The organism is Novosphingobium sp. BL-S-34 (assembly GCF_056857015.1).
In genome coordinates, this window is record NZ_CM166472.1 from 2,650,144 (window position 1) to 2,663,959 (window position 13,816).

The 13,816-nt window shown below is 66.0% G+C and carries 15 protein-coding genes and 1 tRNA gene; 6 read left to right on the forward strand and 10 right to left on the reverse strand.

Going from position 1 to position 13,816, the window contains the following annotated elements; translation table 11 throughout:
• Nucleotides 1-6: 6 nt before the first annotated feature.
• Nucleotides 7-528 (reverse strand): translation initiation factor IF-3, encoded by a 522-nt coding sequence (gene infC / locus AC1VV3_RS12705; protein ID WP_132268524.1) that lies wholly within the window; start codon nt 526-528, stop codon nt 7-9.
• A 234-nt stretch (nt 529-762) separates the two neighbouring features.
• Nucleotides 763-1,479, reverse strand: coding sequence for a ligase-associated DNA damage response endonuclease PdeM (pdeM, locus tag AC1VV3_RS12710; protein WP_465128003.1), 717 nt, complete (start codon nt 1,477-1,479; stop codon nt 763-765).
• A gap of 59 nt (nt 1,480-1,538) precedes the next feature.
• Here pdeM and hemF point away from each other — a divergent pair, with 59 nt between their 5' ends.
• The 3 genes from hemF to AC1VV3_RS12725 all read left to right on the forward strand — a co-directional run bounded on the left by hemF (nt 1,539) and on the right by AC1VV3_RS12725 (nt 3,927).
• Nucleotides 1,539-2,432, forward strand: a complete 894-nt coding sequence (gene hemF / locus AC1VV3_RS12715) for an oxygen-dependent coproporphyrinogen oxidase (RefSeq protein ID WP_482961905.1) — start codon at nt 1,539-1,541, stop codon at nt 2,430-2,432.
• Nucleotides 2,433-2,545: 113 nt separating this feature from the next.
• On the forward strand, nt 2,546-3,331 hold the full coding sequence (locus AC1VV3_RS12720) for an SDR family NAD(P)-dependent oxidoreductase (protein WP_132268529.1): 786 nt from the start codon (nt 2,546-2,548) through the stop codon (nt 3,329-3,331).
• Nucleotides 3,332-3,546: 215 nt separating this feature from the next.
• Nucleotides 3,547-3,927, forward strand: a complete 381-nt coding sequence (locus AC1VV3_RS12725; protein ID WP_132268531.1) for a hypothetical protein — start codon at nt 3,547-3,549, stop codon at nt 3,925-3,927.
• Here AC1VV3_RS12725 and AC1VV3_RS12730 read toward each other — a convergent pair.
• Nucleotides 3,921-4,406, reverse strand: a complete 486-nt coding sequence (locus AC1VV3_RS12730) for a hypothetical protein (RefSeq protein ID WP_465128005.1) — start codon at nt 4,404-4,406, stop codon at nt 3,921-3,923. The two genes, AC1VV3_RS12725 and AC1VV3_RS12730, sit on opposite strands and share 7 nt — an antisense overlap.
• Before the next feature lie 301 nt (nt 4,407-4,707).
• Here AC1VV3_RS12730 and AC1VV3_RS12735 point away from each other — a divergent pair, with 301 nt between their 5' ends.
• Nucleotides 4,708-6,801, forward strand: a complete 2,094-nt coding sequence (locus tag AC1VV3_RS12735; protein ID WP_132268535.1) for a RelA/SpoT family protein — start codon at nt 4,708-4,710, stop codon at nt 6,799-6,801.
• Between the two features lie 15 nt (nt 6,802-6,816).
• Here AC1VV3_RS12735 and AC1VV3_RS12740 read toward each other — a convergent pair whose 3' ends face one another.
• A complete protein-coding gene (locus tag AC1VV3_RS12740; RefSeq protein WP_465128006.1) occupies nt 6,817-7,140 on the reverse strand; it encodes a DUF1905 domain-containing protein in 324 nt (107 codons plus the stop codon).
• Nucleotides 7,137-8,138 carry a peptidylprolyl isomerase gene (locus AC1VV3_RS12745; protein WP_482961906.1) on the reverse strand — a complete coding sequence of 334 codons (1,002 nt, stop codon included), beginning with the start codon at nt 8,136-8,138 and terminating at the stop codon, nt 7,137-7,139. Before AC1VV3_RS12745 ends, AC1VV3_RS12740 begins: the two co-directional genes overlap by 4 nt.
• Nucleotides 8,139-8,270: 132 nt before the next feature.
• Between AC1VV3_RS12745 and AC1VV3_RS12750 the strand changes: the two genes are divergently transcribed.
• Nucleotides 8,271-8,361: transfer RNA gene (locus AC1VV3_RS12750), tRNA-Ser, on the forward strand.
• Between the two features lie 66 nt (nt 8,362-8,427).
• A complete protein-coding gene (locus tag AC1VV3_RS12755; RefSeq protein WP_482961907.1) occupies nt 8,428-8,997 on the forward strand; it encodes a GGDEF domain-containing protein in 570 nt (189 codons plus the stop codon).
• Between the two features lie 9 nt (nt 8,998-9,006).
• Here the strand turns inward: AC1VV3_RS12755 and AC1VV3_RS12760 are convergent, their stop codons facing one another.
• From AC1VV3_RS12760 to AC1VV3_RS12780, 5 genes are read right to left on the reverse strand one after another with little or no spacing between them, the layout of a single operon-like run.
• Nucleotides 9,007-9,792 (reverse strand): SDR family oxidoreductase, encoded by a 786-nt coding sequence (locus AC1VV3_RS12760; RefSeq protein WP_465128010.1) that lies wholly within the window; start codon nt 9,790-9,792, stop codon nt 9,007-9,009.
• A 15-nt stretch (nt 9,793-9,807) separates the two neighbouring features.
• A complete protein-coding gene (locus AC1VV3_RS12765; protein ID WP_465128011.1) occupies nt 9,808-10,578 on the reverse strand; it encodes an SDR family NAD(P)-dependent oxidoreductase in 771 nt (256 codons plus the stop codon).
• On the reverse strand, nt 10,575-11,396 hold the full coding sequence (locus tag AC1VV3_RS12770; protein WP_465128012.1) for an NAD(P)-dependent oxidoreductase: 822 nt from the start codon (nt 11,394-11,396) through the stop codon (nt 10,575-10,577). The genes AC1VV3_RS12765 and AC1VV3_RS12770 overlap by 4 nt, the downstream gene beginning before the upstream one ends.
• On the reverse strand, nt 11,386-12,171 hold the full coding sequence (locus AC1VV3_RS12775) for a carboxymuconolactone decarboxylase family protein (RefSeq protein ID WP_465128013.1): 786 nt from the start codon (nt 12,169-12,171) through the stop codon (nt 11,386-11,388). Before AC1VV3_RS12775 ends, AC1VV3_RS12770 begins: the two co-directional genes overlap by 11 nt.
• 10 nt (nt 12,172-12,181) lie before the next feature.
• Nucleotides 12,182-13,654 (reverse strand): aldehyde dehydrogenase family protein, encoded by a 1,473-nt coding sequence (locus AC1VV3_RS12780; protein WP_465128014.1) that lies wholly within the window; start codon nt 13,652-13,654, stop codon nt 12,182-12,184.
• Nucleotides 13,655-13,816: the final 162 nt, after the last annotated feature.

Consider the following 13,816-nt stretch of genomic DNA (forward strand, 5'->3'; position numbering starts at 1 on the left):
GAATGCTTACTTGGGCGAAAGCACCATCAGCATCTGGCGGCCTTCCATGCGCGGATAGGCTTCAACCTTGGCAATATCCGCGACGTCTTCCTGCACCTTGCGCAGCAGGTTCATGCCCAGCTGCTGGTGCGAAAGCTCACGACCGCGGAAGCGCAGGGTGACCTTCACCTTGTCGCCATCGAGAATGAACCGATGGACGTTGCGCATCTTCGTGTCGTAGTCGTGATCGTCGATGTTCGGACGCATCTTGATCTCTTTGATCTCCTGCGTCTTCTGGGTCTTGCGCGCGGCATTGGCCTTTTTCTGGGCCTCGTACCGGAACTTGCCGACATCCAGGAACTTGCACACCGGCGGATCCGCGTTGGGCGAGACCTCAACCAGGTCGAGGCCGACTTCGGCCGCCTGTTCGATCGCCTGGCGCGTATACATGACGCCGATGTTCTCGCCGTCCTGGTCGATAACCCGGACCTTGTCCGACTGGATCATGTTATTGTAGCGCGGGCCACTCTTGACCGGTGGCGTCATCATGCGCCGGGGTGGGGGTGCTATAAGCGTTCTCCTGAATCGTTTCTGTCGCTAGGCGAGTGGAGGCGTCATTAATGCGAATCGCGTCGACACGCAAAGCACGATTTCAAGGAAATCTATAGGACGCCTAAAGTGTCTTGTCCGGGCTCACGCCCGATAGTGGGCCGGTGCCGCAAACAACGACCGGATAGCCGTTTCTGTTCGGCCCTCGGATAGACCGAAAGTGCATATAGGTACTCAGGCGGCCGCGCGCCAGAGGGGGTAGCGCAGCAGCTGGTCCTTTGCCGAGAGAATCGCGTCGATCTCGCGCGCGGGTTGCAGGGCCTTGAGAATCGCCGGATCGGCGGCGTCCATGCCGCCCGTCAGGGCGCCGAAAGCAGGCAGGATCAATCGATTGCCGCTGTGGACCACGCAAGGCCGCGCGATTCGTCGGCCGCGGGCGTTGATGATGAGGCGCGGGTGGAAATGGCCCGAAAGTTCGGGGCCGGTGGTGCCCGGCCGCGCCTCGTGTCGCAGGGCGATACCCGCGACCTCGATTTCCTCTACCCGCGTGCCGCCAGCCTCGCTGCCGAGATGGGGGTCGTGGTTGCCGGTGATCCACACCCAGTCGAGCGCGCGGGTGAGAGCGCCCAGCATTCCGGCGGCATGGGGATCGAGCCGCTCGGTCCCCTTGCTGTCGTGGAAGTTGTCCCCCAGCGCGAAAACCCGGCGCGCGCCGGTCTGCCGTACCGCCAGTGCGATACGTTCCAGCGTCTCGCGGCTGTCGTAGGGAGGGAGCATCTGCCCGCCCCGGGCAAAATAGCTGGCCTTTTCCAGGTGCAGGTCCGCCACCAGCAGCGCCTGTTCGCGCGGCCAGTAGAGCGCGGCGCCCCGCGCGGCCCCGGAACCGGTCGGAGACCCGGCGGGCGGCGGGACCAGTTGCAACTCCTGTGAAAGGAACGAAAAGGGAACCATGGCTTTCCCTTGCCGCAGGCCGTGCGATTTGGCAAGCGCCCGGCGGAAGAGGAAATGCGATGACCGACAGGATTGCCCAAGACTGGAATGACCAAACCGGCCGAGCCCGCGCGTGGTTCGAAACCCTGCGCGACCGTATTTGCGCCGAGTTCGAGGCGATCGAGCGGGAGGCGGGGTCTTCGGCGGTTTTCGAATATACCCCCTGGCAGCGCGCTGCAGTGGAGGGCCGCGGGGAAGGCGAGGCCGGTGCCGAGACCGGCGGTGGCACGCGCGGGCTGATGAAGGGCAAGGTCTTCGAGAAAGTCGGCGTGAACGTCTCCACCGTCGTGGGGGCACTGTCGAAGGACTTTGCCGGCACGATCAACGGCGCCTCGGCCGAGCAGAACGCCTTTTCGGCCACGGGCATCAGTCTGGTCGCGCATATGGCCAATCCTCACGTCCCGGCCGTGCACATGAACACGCGCTTCCTCACGACGACCAAGGCCTGGTTCGGCGGCGGCGCCGATCTCAACCCGCCGATCCCCTATGCGCAGGATACGGAAGAGTTCCACGCCGAGCTAAAGGCGGCCTGCGATGCGCACGGGGCGGGCTACTATGACCGCTACAAGGCCTGGGCGGACGACTATTTCTACATCCCGCACCGCAAGGTTCATCGCGGTGTCGGCGGCATCTTCTACGACCACCTCGAATGCGCCGACGCGGCGGAATGGGAGGCGAACTTCGCCTTCACCCGCGCCGTGGGAGAGGCTTTCCTCGCGGTGTTCCCGCGCCTGGTGCGCAGGCGCATGGGGCTGGACTTCACCGCCGGTGACAAGGCCGTGCAGCTGGAATGGCGCGGTCGCTATGCCGAATTCAATCTGGTATACGACAGGGGCACGCTGTTCGGCCTGAAGACCGGGGGCAATATCGACGCGATCCTCATGAGCCTGCCGCCCGAAGCCACCTGGTCCTGACCGCATCTGTGCGCCGGAAGCAAAACTGACCGGCTTGAAGCGGTCCTAATCGGCTTTCATTCTTTCCCTTATCTAGCGCTCCGACACCGCAAGTTTGCAAGAAGGATAGCTTCATGGATCTCAAGATCGCCGGAAAGACTGCGCTCGTAACCGGATCGACCGCCGGCATCGGCCTTGCCATCGCCGCGAAGCTGGCGGCGGAAGGCGCCGAAGTCATCGTCACCGGCCGCAACCAGGCCAAGCTCGATGCCGCTGCCCATACCGTGGGCCAGCTGGGCAAAGTGCGTGCCGTGCTGGCCGACCCGGCAACGGCCGAAGGGGCCAGGGCGCTGACGGAGGCGGTCCCCCAGGTGGACATCCTGGTCAACAACCTGGGCATCTACGAGGCGCGCCCCTTCGTGGAAATCACCGACGAGGAATGGCGCGAGATCTTCGACGTCAACGTCCTCAGCGGGATCCGGCTTTCGCGCCACTATTTCCCGGGCATGCTGGAGCGCGATTGGGGGCGGGTGATCTTCATCTCCAGCGAGAGCGGCCTGATGACGCCGGGTGAGATGGTCCACTACGGCATGACCAAGACGGCGCAACTGGCCGTGGCGCGCGGCATGGCGGACGCCACGCGCGGCACGCAGGTTACCGTGAACTCGGTGCTGCCGGGGCCCACGCGGTCGGAAGGGATCGTCGAGTTCATCCGCTCGGTGGTGGAGAACAAGGACGCCTCGGAAGCGGAGCGCGAAGAGGAATTCTTCACCAAGCTGCGCCCGCTCTCGCTGATTCGCCGCCTGATCGAGGCGGACGAGGTTGCCGCCATGGTCGCCTTCCTGGCCAGCCCGCTGGCGGCCGTCACCAACGGTGCGGCGATCCGGGCCGAGGGCGGCATCCTGCCGACCATTGCCTGATCGGCCTGGGCGCCTGACCGGCCCGAGTGCTTGACCGGCTCAGGCGCCTGATTCGTTCGGGCGCCTGGTCCACCCCGGCCGATAGGGGGCTCGGCCGGTGGCCGGCGATAAGGGAAGGCATCAGGCCGTCTCGGTATTTGCCCCGATAGGGTAGCTGCCATCCTGCGCGCATGATCCTCCCTCGTTGCCGCTGTGGCAGCGAGAGGGAGAGGCTCATGCAGGATCAGTCTTGGAAAGTCTTCAGCGGCGCCAGCTTCCTCCTGCTGGCCTGTGCCATCGTGCCGCGCGCCTGGAGCCAGGATCCGACGCCGCCCGCGGCGCCGGCAGCCCCTGCAGTCCCCTCCGAAGCCGATGCGCGCGACCGGGCCGTGGCCGCCTGCATGACCGAGGCCAAGGCCCGGGGCGCAAAGCTGGGCGCGGTGGACGTGGAAATGCGCCAGGTGGAAGACACCGACAAGAAGAGCGACGACCGCGCCTCGGTGCGGGCGCTCGTCGATGTCGTGCTGCGCAAGAAGGACGGAACCACCAAGACGGTGAAGAAGACCTTCAAGTGCGACACCCGCGGCGGCGTGATCACCGCCTTCAAGTACTACTGATCCCGGACGGCCCCATCGCCCATCGCGGTCGCGGCACCGTCCGGCTCCAGCATATGCAGGAAGTGGACATTGCGCCGCCGATTGGCAGCGCCAAGCGCTTCGACATCCAGCGTACAGAACAGCTCGACCCCGAAGGCATGGCCTTCCACCCAGCGGACCTGGGCAAGATGCTCGACATTCTCGGGCAGGCGGATGCAGACGATCTCGTCGCCGAGCGGCAGGGCCTTGTAGCCGCCGTTCCCGGAGGCGCCCTTGCAGGCAAGGCACATGCCGCGTTCGGAGACGTTGCGGACGATGATGGTCTGCGCGGGCAGCATGTCGCGCAGCAGCGTGGCACTGATCAGGGTGCGCAGGCGCGGCGCGCGCGGCAGGTGATCGGGGGCGAAAGGGCGCGGCGGCAGCAGAGCGGCCTCTACCAGCTCCGAATCGGTCATGCCCAGCAGGGCCGCATAGATCGCCGTTTCCATTTCGCTCGCCATGGCTGCCTCTCGTGCTTTCGAATCGGAGGGACGGCGGCTCCGGCGCTTCCAGACGACGGAAAATCTCTTTCCAGGGTTCGGCGCAGTCCCGGCGCGATGGTGCCGCAGGTCATGTTCCCCGCGGCTTAACCGCAGACACCGGGGAATTCCGATGGAATCGATTGCTCGCCCGCCGGCGTCATACTCGCGGTCGTGCGCTCGAAAACGAGGTGGTGCCAATGTCACAGTTTCGTTGCATAATCTGCATGTGAAGACTCGGCCTCTTGCCGCGCCGCGAAAAATCCTGACATGAAGTCCGGGAATGCTGCGCCAGTACGAACTTGTCGAACGCGTGAAGGAATACGCGCCCCAGGCCGATGAGGCCCTGCTCAACCGTGCCTACGTCTATACCGTACAGAAGCACGGCACCCAGAAGCGCGCCTCGGGCGACCCCTACTTCAGCCATCCGGTGGAAGTGGCGGGCCTGATGACCGAGCTGAAGCTCGATCAGCAGACGATCATCACCGCGTTGCTCCACGATACCGTGGAAGACACGCTGGCGACGATCGAGGAGATCGAGAAGCTGTTCGGCCCGGACGTGGCCCGGCTGGTGGACGGCGTCACCAAGCTCTCCAAGATCGACGTGATGACCGAGAACGAGCGCGCGGCCGAGAACCTGCGCAAGTTCCTGCTCGCGATGAGCGAGGACTTGCGCGTCCTCCTCGTCAAGCTGGCAGACCGGCTGCACAACATGCGGACCCTCCACTACATCAAGAAGGAGGACAAGCGCCGCCGCATCGCCCGCGAGACCATGGATATCTACGCCCCGCTGGCCGAGCGCGTGGGCATGTACGAATATATGCGCGAGATGCAGATGCTCGCTTTCGAGCAGCTGGAGCCGGAGGGCTATGCCACGATCACCGGCCGCCTCGCGCAGATCCGCAGCGAGGAAGGCGGGCAGGTCGACGCCATCGCGCTGTCCATCAAGCAGGCGCTGGCGGAAGCAGGCCTGAATGTCGAGGTTTCGGGACGCGAGAAGCATCCCTACTCGATCTGGCGCAAGATGGCCGAGCGGCATGTGACCTTCGAGCAGATCACCGACATCATGGCCTTCCGCGTCCTGACGGACAATGTGGACGAATGCTACAAGGCGCTCGGTGTGCTGCACCAGACCTGGCAGATGATCCCCGGACGGTTCAAGGACTACATCTCCACGCCGAAGTCGAACGGCTACCAGTCGCTGCACACGGCGCTGATCTTCGAGCGTTCGATGCGGATGGAAGTGCAGATCCGCACGCGCGACATGCACCGCCTCAACGAGTTCGGCCTGGCGGCGCACTGGGCCTACAAGCAGGGGGGTTCCCGTCCCGACGGGCAGGTCGGCTGGCTGCGCGACCTCATCGAGATTGTCGATGCCAGCCACGATGCCGAGGAACTGCTCGAAAATACCAAGATGGCGATCTACCAGGATCGCATCTTCGCCTTCACGCCCAAGGGCGCGCTGTTCCAGTTGCCCAAGGGTTCGACGGCGGTGGACTTCGCCTATGCCGTCCACACCAATCTCGGCAATGCCACGGTGGGTGCCAAGATCAACGGGCGCCACATGCCGCTGCGCACCCAGCTCGCCAATGGCGACGTGGTGGAGATCATCAAGAGCCCCACGTCCGAGCCGCAGCTCTCGTGGCTGGGCTTCGTCGTCACCGGCAAGGCGCGCGCCTCGATCCGCCGCGCGGTTCGCGCGAAGGAGCGGCAGGAAGTCTCGGAGATCGGCGCCAAGCTGCTGGACGAGATCGTCGGTCGCCTGCCGGGCCGCATCGGCAAGAAGGCCATCGACGGCGCCATCCAGCGCCTGGAAATGCGCGATGAGGAAGACCTGATGTTTGCCATCGGCTCCGCCCGCCTGACCGACCGACAAGTGATGGAGGCGCTGGTGCCGGGCAGTACCGCCGAACTCCCCGACGATGGCGAATGGGCTCATACCGAGCGTGCGATCTCCATCCGCGGCCTCACGCCCGGCGTCGGTTTCGAGCTGGGCGAATGCTGCCATCCCGTTCCCGGAGATCGCATCGTCGGCATCCGCCGTCCCGATCACAAGGTGGAAGTCCATGCGATCGACTGCCTCACCCTGGCCAATGGCGCCGATGTGGACTGGCTGGACCTCTCCTGGGGGGAACGCACCACGGGCGCCGTCGGCCGCCTGAGCCTGGTGCTTTACAACCGTCCGGGCACGCTGGCGGAAGTGACGCAGATCCTGGCGACCAACCGCGCCAACGTCACCAACCTGCAGATGGTCCACCGCGACGAGCCTTTCGGCACGTACGAGGTGGACCTGGAAGTCAGCGACCTGGCCCACCTTACCCGCATCGTCAGCGCCTTGCGCGCCAGCGAGGCGGTCGCGGAAGCCTCCCGCATCTGACGGCTGCGAGGGAGGTCAGTATTCCAGGCTGACCGCCACCTCGTCGCCTTCCGCCAGCCCTTCGGCGCGGCGCACGCTGGCTTTCACCGGCAGCAGCCAGCCTCCGTCCGACTTGCTGGGAAAAACGGAGGTGGCGAAATGCGTCTCGCCGATCCGTGCCCTGACCTTCAGCGAGCCGAAGCCGCGGGCCGTGCCTTCCAGCTTGCGCATCACCGCCGTGCCCGAAAGGGCCTCGCCTGCCGCCCCGTCGATGGTGAGGAAGTGCCAGGTGCCGCTGTTGGCGCCGCCTGTCCAGCGCCAGAGCAGGCCGGTGTGGTCGAGTTGCTCGGCCGGGATCACTGTGCTGCCTCGCGGATCGGCACCGGCACGTTGCAGGCGTCTACCCCGCCGGCGGGATGAACGTAGAAATCGTCCTGCCGATTCGCGCGCTTGTCCACATAGGCGGCGAAGCTGCGGCTGTCGGTGGAGAGATATTCGTAAGCGGGCAGGCCGGGCACCTCGCTGCCCAGGCGAACCGAGCGGATCGCCGCGCGCTCGGCAGGCGTCTTGTAGAAGCCGATCTCGCCGGTGCCGCGCGGCAGGGCGGAGAGGTTCTCGATGCCCGAGATGACGCGGCCGACAATGGCCACGTTCCGGTCGAGCTGTCGCGGCGCGTGGCCGATCACGGCGTAAAGCTCGGCGCCGGTGCCGGTGTCGGGCGCGTTGTTCCGGCCCACGCCGACATAGCCGTAGCAGTGGATCGGCCAGAGCGAGGCCTCTCGCTGCGAAAAGACGTCCGGGTTCTCGGCGGGGCTTGCGCTATCTGCAGGCCCGCGCTCTCCCATGGCCGCCGGCCAGCCATCGACGAACAAGGTGCGCTGGGCATAAGCGTCCCGGTCGCCGAGCATGGGCCGGGCGGTCTTCCTGCCGCCGTCCTCCAGAACAAGGTCGAGCCGGGCGCTGTCCCGGCTTCCGGCCTTGTCGAGGTGAAGGACGGAGGTCTTGACCTTCGCCGCATAATCCTCGCGCACAACCGCGAGCCCCTTGGGCAGTGGCTTGGCCTTCGCCGGGTTCTCCCCTTCGGGATCGCCCCATTGCGCCACGTAGTTGTCCTGGACCCGCACGACCGCAATCCCGTCGTACCAGCGCGCCGCCACGAGCCTGCGGATATTCCCGACCCAGCCTTGCGAGAAGGGTGCCGGGATTAGCTGGATCACCACCCGCCGCGCCTTGCCGGAAGGATCCGGGGCGAGGTCCATGACCAGGAGGTCGGACGGCGCGATCCTCACCCAGTCCCCGGCCGGTGCGCCCGCGACGATATCGTTCGGCGTCCGCGCTGCGGGGGCGTCCTGGGCCATGCCCGGAGTGGACAAAAGGGCGGAAACCACGAGGGCTGAAAAGAATTTTCGCATCGAGAGCGTGATGGCATGCCGAGACGGCTTGCGAAACCCTGCAACGCAGGCTAGGGCGCCCGCCTTACCAGTGCATGCGGAGCGGTGGCCGAGTGGTCGAAGGCGCTCGCCTGGAAAGTGAGTATACGCCAAAAGCGTATCGAGGGTTCGAATCCCTCCCGCTCCGCCATCTGTTCTCGATCCCACCTGCGAATGTGAAACGGACCTTCGGGTCAAGCAGGCGGATCGCCGGGACATGTCCCGGCTCCTGGCGCTGCTTTCCGACCAGGTGCTGCTGGGCGTGCTCAATCTGGCGCTCCTGGCGATTCCCGTCGAGCAGGTCCAGCGGGCCCTGCGCGCCGCTGCGCTGCGCGATCCGCTGACGGGTTGCTGGAACCGGGCGGGGCTGGAGCAAGTGGCGCTGCGCTTCCTGCGCCCCGGCGCGGCGGTCATCGCCATCGACGTCGACCATTTCAAGGCCATCAACGACCGTCACGGCCACGGCGCGGGGGATCAGGTGCTCATAAGCCTGGGCCGGGAGGCCGCTGCGCTGGCCCGTGAACACGCGGGCCAGGCCGCGCGACTGGGCGGCGACGAGTTCCTGGTGCTGCTGCCGGTGGAGTGCCGCGATCCCGAGGGCTTCATGACGCGCCTGCGCCGCCGTCTCGAAATGAGCGGGGCGCTCACCGACCGCTGGAGCGTGAGCATGGGGCTTGCCGCCGTGGAAGCGGACGACCGGCGGATCGACGACGTGATCGTCCGCGCGGATCGCTCGCTCTATCGGGCCAAGGCGTGCCGCGACCTCGAGGTCAGGGAACTCTGCTGATCGCCGCGTTCAGGGGCGCAGCACCCAGCCGCCGTCGACATGGATGGTCTGGCCGGAAATCCACGCGCCTGCGTCCGAACACAGCAGCAAGGCCGTGCCGACCAGTTCGTCCGGCGCGCCGCGAGCCCTGAGCGCGCAAGTCATGTTGAGGAACTGGATGAACGGCGAATCGTCCGGCACCAGCATCTTGCCCGCGTCCGAGGTGACATTGCCCGGCGCGATGGCATTGCAGGTGATGCCGTCCTTGCCGAACTGCTTGGCCAGCGAAGTGGTCAGGCCGACCAGCGCCAGCTTGGTGATGCCGTAAAGCCCGGTTGCCGGGAAGGCGCCGCCAGAAGTCTGGTTGACGATCCGTCCACCACCACGCGCGCGCATCGAGGGGATCACCGCGCGGGCGCAAAGCAGCGCGCCGTTGAGGTTCACCGCGAAAGCCTTGTTCCAGGCATCGAGCCCGATGGTCTCGCAATTGTCGTAGCTGACGTCGACCATCAGCGCGGCGTTGTTGATGAGGATATCGACGCCGCCGAAGGCTTCCTTGGCAGCGGCGCCCATGGCGAGGGTGGAGGCTTCGTCGGCAACGTCCACCTGCACGCCCACGGCTTTGCCGCCGGCCGCGATGATTTCGTCCGCCACGGCCTTGGCACCATCGCCGTTAAGGTCGGCCACGACGATCGAAGCGCCTGCGTTGGCAAGGCCAAGCGCATAGGCACGGCCGATGGAATTGCCGCGTCCGCCCGCGCCGGTGACGACCGCCACTTTGCCGTCAAGGCGGAACTGGTCGAGTGAGAATGTCATTGCAATCGTCTCCTGTCAGCCTGCCGTGATGCCCGCGTCGAGCGAGAGGCAGGCGCCGTGAAAGCCGCGACCGGCGGGCGAGGCGAGCAGCACGACAAGGTCGGCCACGTCCTCCACCTCCACTTGGCCGCGCAGGCCCGAAAAGCGTTTGAGCAGTTCGAAGTCGCAGCCTTCCGGCGGGGTGAAGTTGGTCGCGATATTGGTGATCATGCCGCCGGGCGCGACGGCGTTGATGCGGATGGGTTTCTTCTGGAATTCCATCGCCATGGCCTTGGTCATGCCGACGAGGCCCCACTTGCTGGCGCAATAGGCGGCGGCATAGGCCTCCCCGATGTAGGACGCGCAGGAGGCAACGTTGACCACCGCGCCGTTCGCTTCCAGCAAGTGCGGGATCGCCGCTTGCGACAGGAAGAACGGGGCGTTGAGATTGACGTCGATGGTGAGTTCGTACTGCGCCTGTGGCATCTGCGGTGTGTTGGCGAGGTAGATCAGCCCGGCAACGTTGCAGAGCGCGTCGAGCCGGCCGAACTTTTCCACCGCATGGGCGATCACGGCGTGGCAGGCGGCGGGATCGGACAAATCCGCCACTTCGCTGCCGACCTTGCGGCCATGCGGGACGAGCAATTCGGTGGTTTCGGCGAGGCCCGGTTCGTTCACGTCCACCAGCCAGAGGTCGCAGCCGGCCTCCGCCAGTTTCAGCGCGGTCATGCGGCCAAGGCCCGATGCGGCGCCGGTAACGACGGCGGCCTTGCCGGTCATGTCCAGGGTCTTGAAGATCACACTCATGGGGTGATTTGCTCCATTGCGGCCAGCGCCGCGTCGAGGAAGGGATCGGCGGCGTGGGCCAGCGCATTGTCGGGCGTGGTGATCGTGCCGAGCAGATCCACGTCCTTGCGCAGCAGCTTGCCGCCATGCGCAAAGGCGCTGGGTGAGGGCAGGCGGGCGTAGACCTCGAAACCGAAGCTGCGACCGCTGGAGTGCTTGACCAGATCGGCCAGCGCCGCCCGGTCGATGTCCAGTTCTTCGCCCAAGGAGAGCGCGGCATGGGCAAGGCCCATGTTGGCCGCCATCAGCGCGTTGTTGACGATCTTGGCGCGCTGGCCGGATCCGACCGGGCCGAGCAGCACGGTCTTGCCCGCAAAGCTCTCGATCACGGGAAGGGCCTTGGCGAAGGCCGCTTCGCTGCCGCCGCACATGACGGTGAGCGTTCCCGCCGCCGCGCCCGCGCCGCCGCCGCTGACCGGGGCATCGAGCACGGCGATGCCGCGTGCTTCGGCTTCCGCTGCCAGTCGCTCGCAAGTCTGCGGCAGGATCGTGGAGTGGATGACGAGGACGCTGCCCGGCTTCATGACCGGGAGAAGTTCAGCGCAGATTTGCTCAACCCCGGCATCGTCCACCACGCAGACGCCTACGTGTTGGCAACGCTCGCCAAGTTCGGCGACCGAGGCCGCACGATGCGCGCCCTTGGCGACGAGGTCATCGGTCGCCTCCGGCCGCCGTGCCCAGACGATCAGTTCGTATCCGGCCGCCAGCATCCGCTCGGCCATCGGGCCGCCTTGCGAGCCGAGGCCGATGAAGCCGGTCTTGATCTTGTCATTTGGCATGCCAGGGGAGCCCCTTTGCTACCTTGTCGATCATCTCCAGCACCACGCTCTGAATGCGCGAGGCCTTGGGCCAGCCGGCGTGCGTGCCATATTGCAGGCAGAATTCGAGCATCTCGGCAGGCTGGCAGTTGCCGCTTGATATGGCGGCATGGATATGGCTGCGGATCGGGATTTCCGCGCCGGATTCGCAAACGCCGACCAGTGTGATCCAGCGGCGCGAAGGCTCGTCCAAGCCGCGACGGCACCACATCTCTCCGAACACGAAGTTGTTGATGCCTTCCAGATAGGGTGTTGCCGGAGGGCCGGGGGCGAAGGTCATGACCTTGGCGAATTCGTCATGCCCGCGCTGGCTGCGGACATCCGGGTCCCAGGGGTCGGGGCAGATCGCGGGGACTTCGGCGGGCGGCAGTCCGAGTTCCTCGGCCACGCGCGTGACCGCGCGGTCCAGCTTGCCGCCATTGCCCCAGCCGGCGTAGACGGCGAGGTGTAGTGCGGCCTCGCGCAGTTCGGCCAAGGTCAGTGCCTCGGTGTTCAATGCGCCGCGCACGAAGTCGACGACTTGGCTGTCCTGCAATCCGCAGGTCACCGCGCTGGCGATCGCCACCAGGAAGCGCGGGCGGCGCGGCAGTCCGGGGCGGGTCCATACTTCGGCGAAGACGAAATCCCGCCACGATTGTTCGAGCAGCGTCGCCGGTTCGTGGGCGGTGCGGCCGGTGACTTCGGCCTCGGTCTCAAGGCCGCGCTGGCCGCGTTCGATGGGGTCTAGCAGTGCCATGACCGTCTCCTCAGTCCTGAAGGTTGACCCAGACGTTGCGGACCTGCTGGAATTCGCGCAGGCCCTCGATCCCGCCGAGGCGGCCGTGTCCGGAATGCTTCATGCCGCCGAAGGGCACGCAGGGCGTCATCGCCTCGCCCGATCCGTTGACCTGCACTTGCCCTGCCATCATCCGCCCGGCGACGCGGTGCGCGCGGGTGAGATTGGTGGTGTGGACATAGGCGCCAAGGCCGTAATCGCTGTCGTTCGCCAGCGCGATCGCCTCTTCCTCGCTGTCGAACGGGGTGACGACGAGGACCGGGCCGAACACTTCGTTGCGGGCGATCTCGCTGGCAGGGGCGACACCGGCAAGCACGGTGATCGGGTAGAAGTAGCCTTCGCCGTGATCGCCCTCCATCCGGGCACCGCCGCAAAGCACTTCGCCGCCTTGCTCGACCCCGCGCTGGACCATGCCGTCGATGCGATCGAGCGCGGTTTCGGAGATCACCGGGCCCATGAAGGTGTCCATGGCGAAGGGATCACCCACCTTCACATGCGCGGCCATGGCCTTCAGCATCTGGAGGTAAGGTTCGTAGACGGAGCGCTCCACCAAGAGGCGCGTGCCGTTGACGCAGCCTTGTCCATTGGCGCTGACGGCCCCGGAAAGCCCCCGCTTGGCCGCTGCCTGAAGGTTGGCATCGCCGAACACGATTACTGCCGACTTGCCGCCGAGTTCGAGGCCGACAGGCTTCAACGTCTGCGCGGCGCTGGCGAGGATCTTCTTCGCCGTCGCCCCGCTGCCGATGAATTCGATCTTGTCGATGCCGGGGTGATCGACCATCGCCGCGCCTACGTCCGGCCCGCCGGTGACGAGGTTGACGACGCCCGCCGGGAAGCCCGCTTCGTGGGTCGCCTCCATCAGTTTCATCAGCGACCACGGCGCCAGTTCGGGCGCCTTCAGCACCACGCAGTTGCCGGCGGCAAGGGCGGGGGCCATCACCATCGTGGCGGCGAACAGCGGGCCGTTCCAGGGGACAATGATGCCTAGTGTGCCGTAAGGCTCGTACATCACGTAATCGTGAGCCGGGCCGCCCCAGGTGGAGACGGTGCGCCCGTCGATCTTGTCCGCCCAGCCGCCGTAATAGCGGAACTTCTGCGCAGCATCGAGGCTCATGTGCCCGCCGGCGATCAGGATCGAGCCGTTCTCGGCCGTAAGCAGAGGGCTCATTTCCGCCGCCTTGCTCTCGATCACCGAGGCCAGGCGGAACATCAGGTCGCGCCGCTTGTCGCCGGGCAGGGCGCGCCATGCCGGCTGCGCGGCCTTGGCCGCGGCGACAGCGCGGTCGACATCGGCCGGACTGGCCAGACGGACCTCACGCGTAACGCGGCCGGTGCCGGGGTAGACATGGCCCCAGTCCGCGCCGCTGCCGGAACGTGCGCGTTCGTCGCCAATGACCAGCGAAATCTCGGGGAATGCCGAGATGTCGGGATGTTGGAAGCCCATCCTCTTTCGATCCTCTCCAGTGGCGGCGCTTGATGCCGCTCGGTTTCAGGTGAAAGGTATGAAGGCAAATATACGCGGTCAATTGACTTGAATTTGCCAAAATTGAACCGAGAATGGCCATGAATGCCAAATAATAGGCACATTATGGAGAGTGTATGGATC

Excerpts from the sequence above, each read along its gene's own strand:
- AC1VV3_RS12780 (WP_465128014.1), bottom strand. The coding sequence starts at position 13,654 with ATGGGCTTCCAACATCCCGACATCTCGGCATTCCCCGAGATTTCGCTG.
- AC1VV3_RS12745 (WP_482961906.1), bottom strand. The coding sequence starts at position 8,138 with ATGGCCCAGGACGCCCCCGCAGCGCGGACGCCGAACGATATCGTCGCG.
- pdeM (WP_465128003.1), bottom strand. The coding sequence starts at position 1,479 with ATGGTTCCCTTTTCGTTCCTTTCACAGGAGTTGCAACTGGTCCCGCCG.
- AC1VV3_RS12730 (WP_465128005.1), bottom strand. The coding sequence starts at position 4,406 with ATGGCGAGCGAAATGGAAACGGCGATCTATGCGGCCCTGCTGGGCATG.
- hemF (WP_482961905.1), top strand. The coding sequence starts at position 1,539 with ATGACCGACAGGATTGCCCAAGACTGGAATGACCAAACCGGCCGAGCC.
- infC (WP_132268524.1), bottom strand. The coding sequence starts at position 528 with ATGATGACGCCACCGGTCAAGAGTGGCCCGCGCTACAATAACATGATC.
- AC1VV3_RS12755 (WP_482961907.1), top strand. The coding sequence starts at position 8,428 with ATGTCCCGGCTCCTGGCGCTGCTTTCCGACCAGGTGCTGCTGGGCGTG.
- AC1VV3_RS12765 (WP_465128011.1), bottom strand. The coding sequence starts at position 10,578 with ATGAGTGTGATCTTCAAGACCCTGGACATGACCGGCAAGGCCGCCGTC.
- AC1VV3_RS12760 (WP_465128010.1), bottom strand. The coding sequence starts at position 9,792 with ATGACATTCTCACTCGACCAGTTCCGCCTTGACGGCAAAGTGGCGGTC.
- AC1VV3_RS12775 (WP_465128013.1), bottom strand. The coding sequence starts at position 12,171 with ATGGCACTGCTAGACCCCATCGAACGCGGCCAGCGCGGCCTTGAGACC.
- AC1VV3_RS12725 (WP_132268531.1), top strand. The coding sequence starts at position 3,547 with ATGCAGGATCAGTCTTGGAAAGTCTTCAGCGGCGCCAGCTTCCTCCTG.
- AC1VV3_RS12735 (WP_132268535.1), top strand. The coding sequence starts at position 4,708 with ATGCTGCGCCAGTACGAACTTGTCGAACGCGTGAAGGAATACGCGCCC.
- AC1VV3_RS12770 (WP_465128012.1), bottom strand. The coding sequence starts at position 11,396 with ATGCCAAATGACAAGATCAAGACCGGCTTCATCGGCCTCGGCTCGCAA.
- AC1VV3_RS12720 (WP_132268529.1), top strand. The coding sequence starts at position 2,546 with ATGGATCTCAAGATCGCCGGAAAGACTGCGCTCGTAACCGGATCGACC.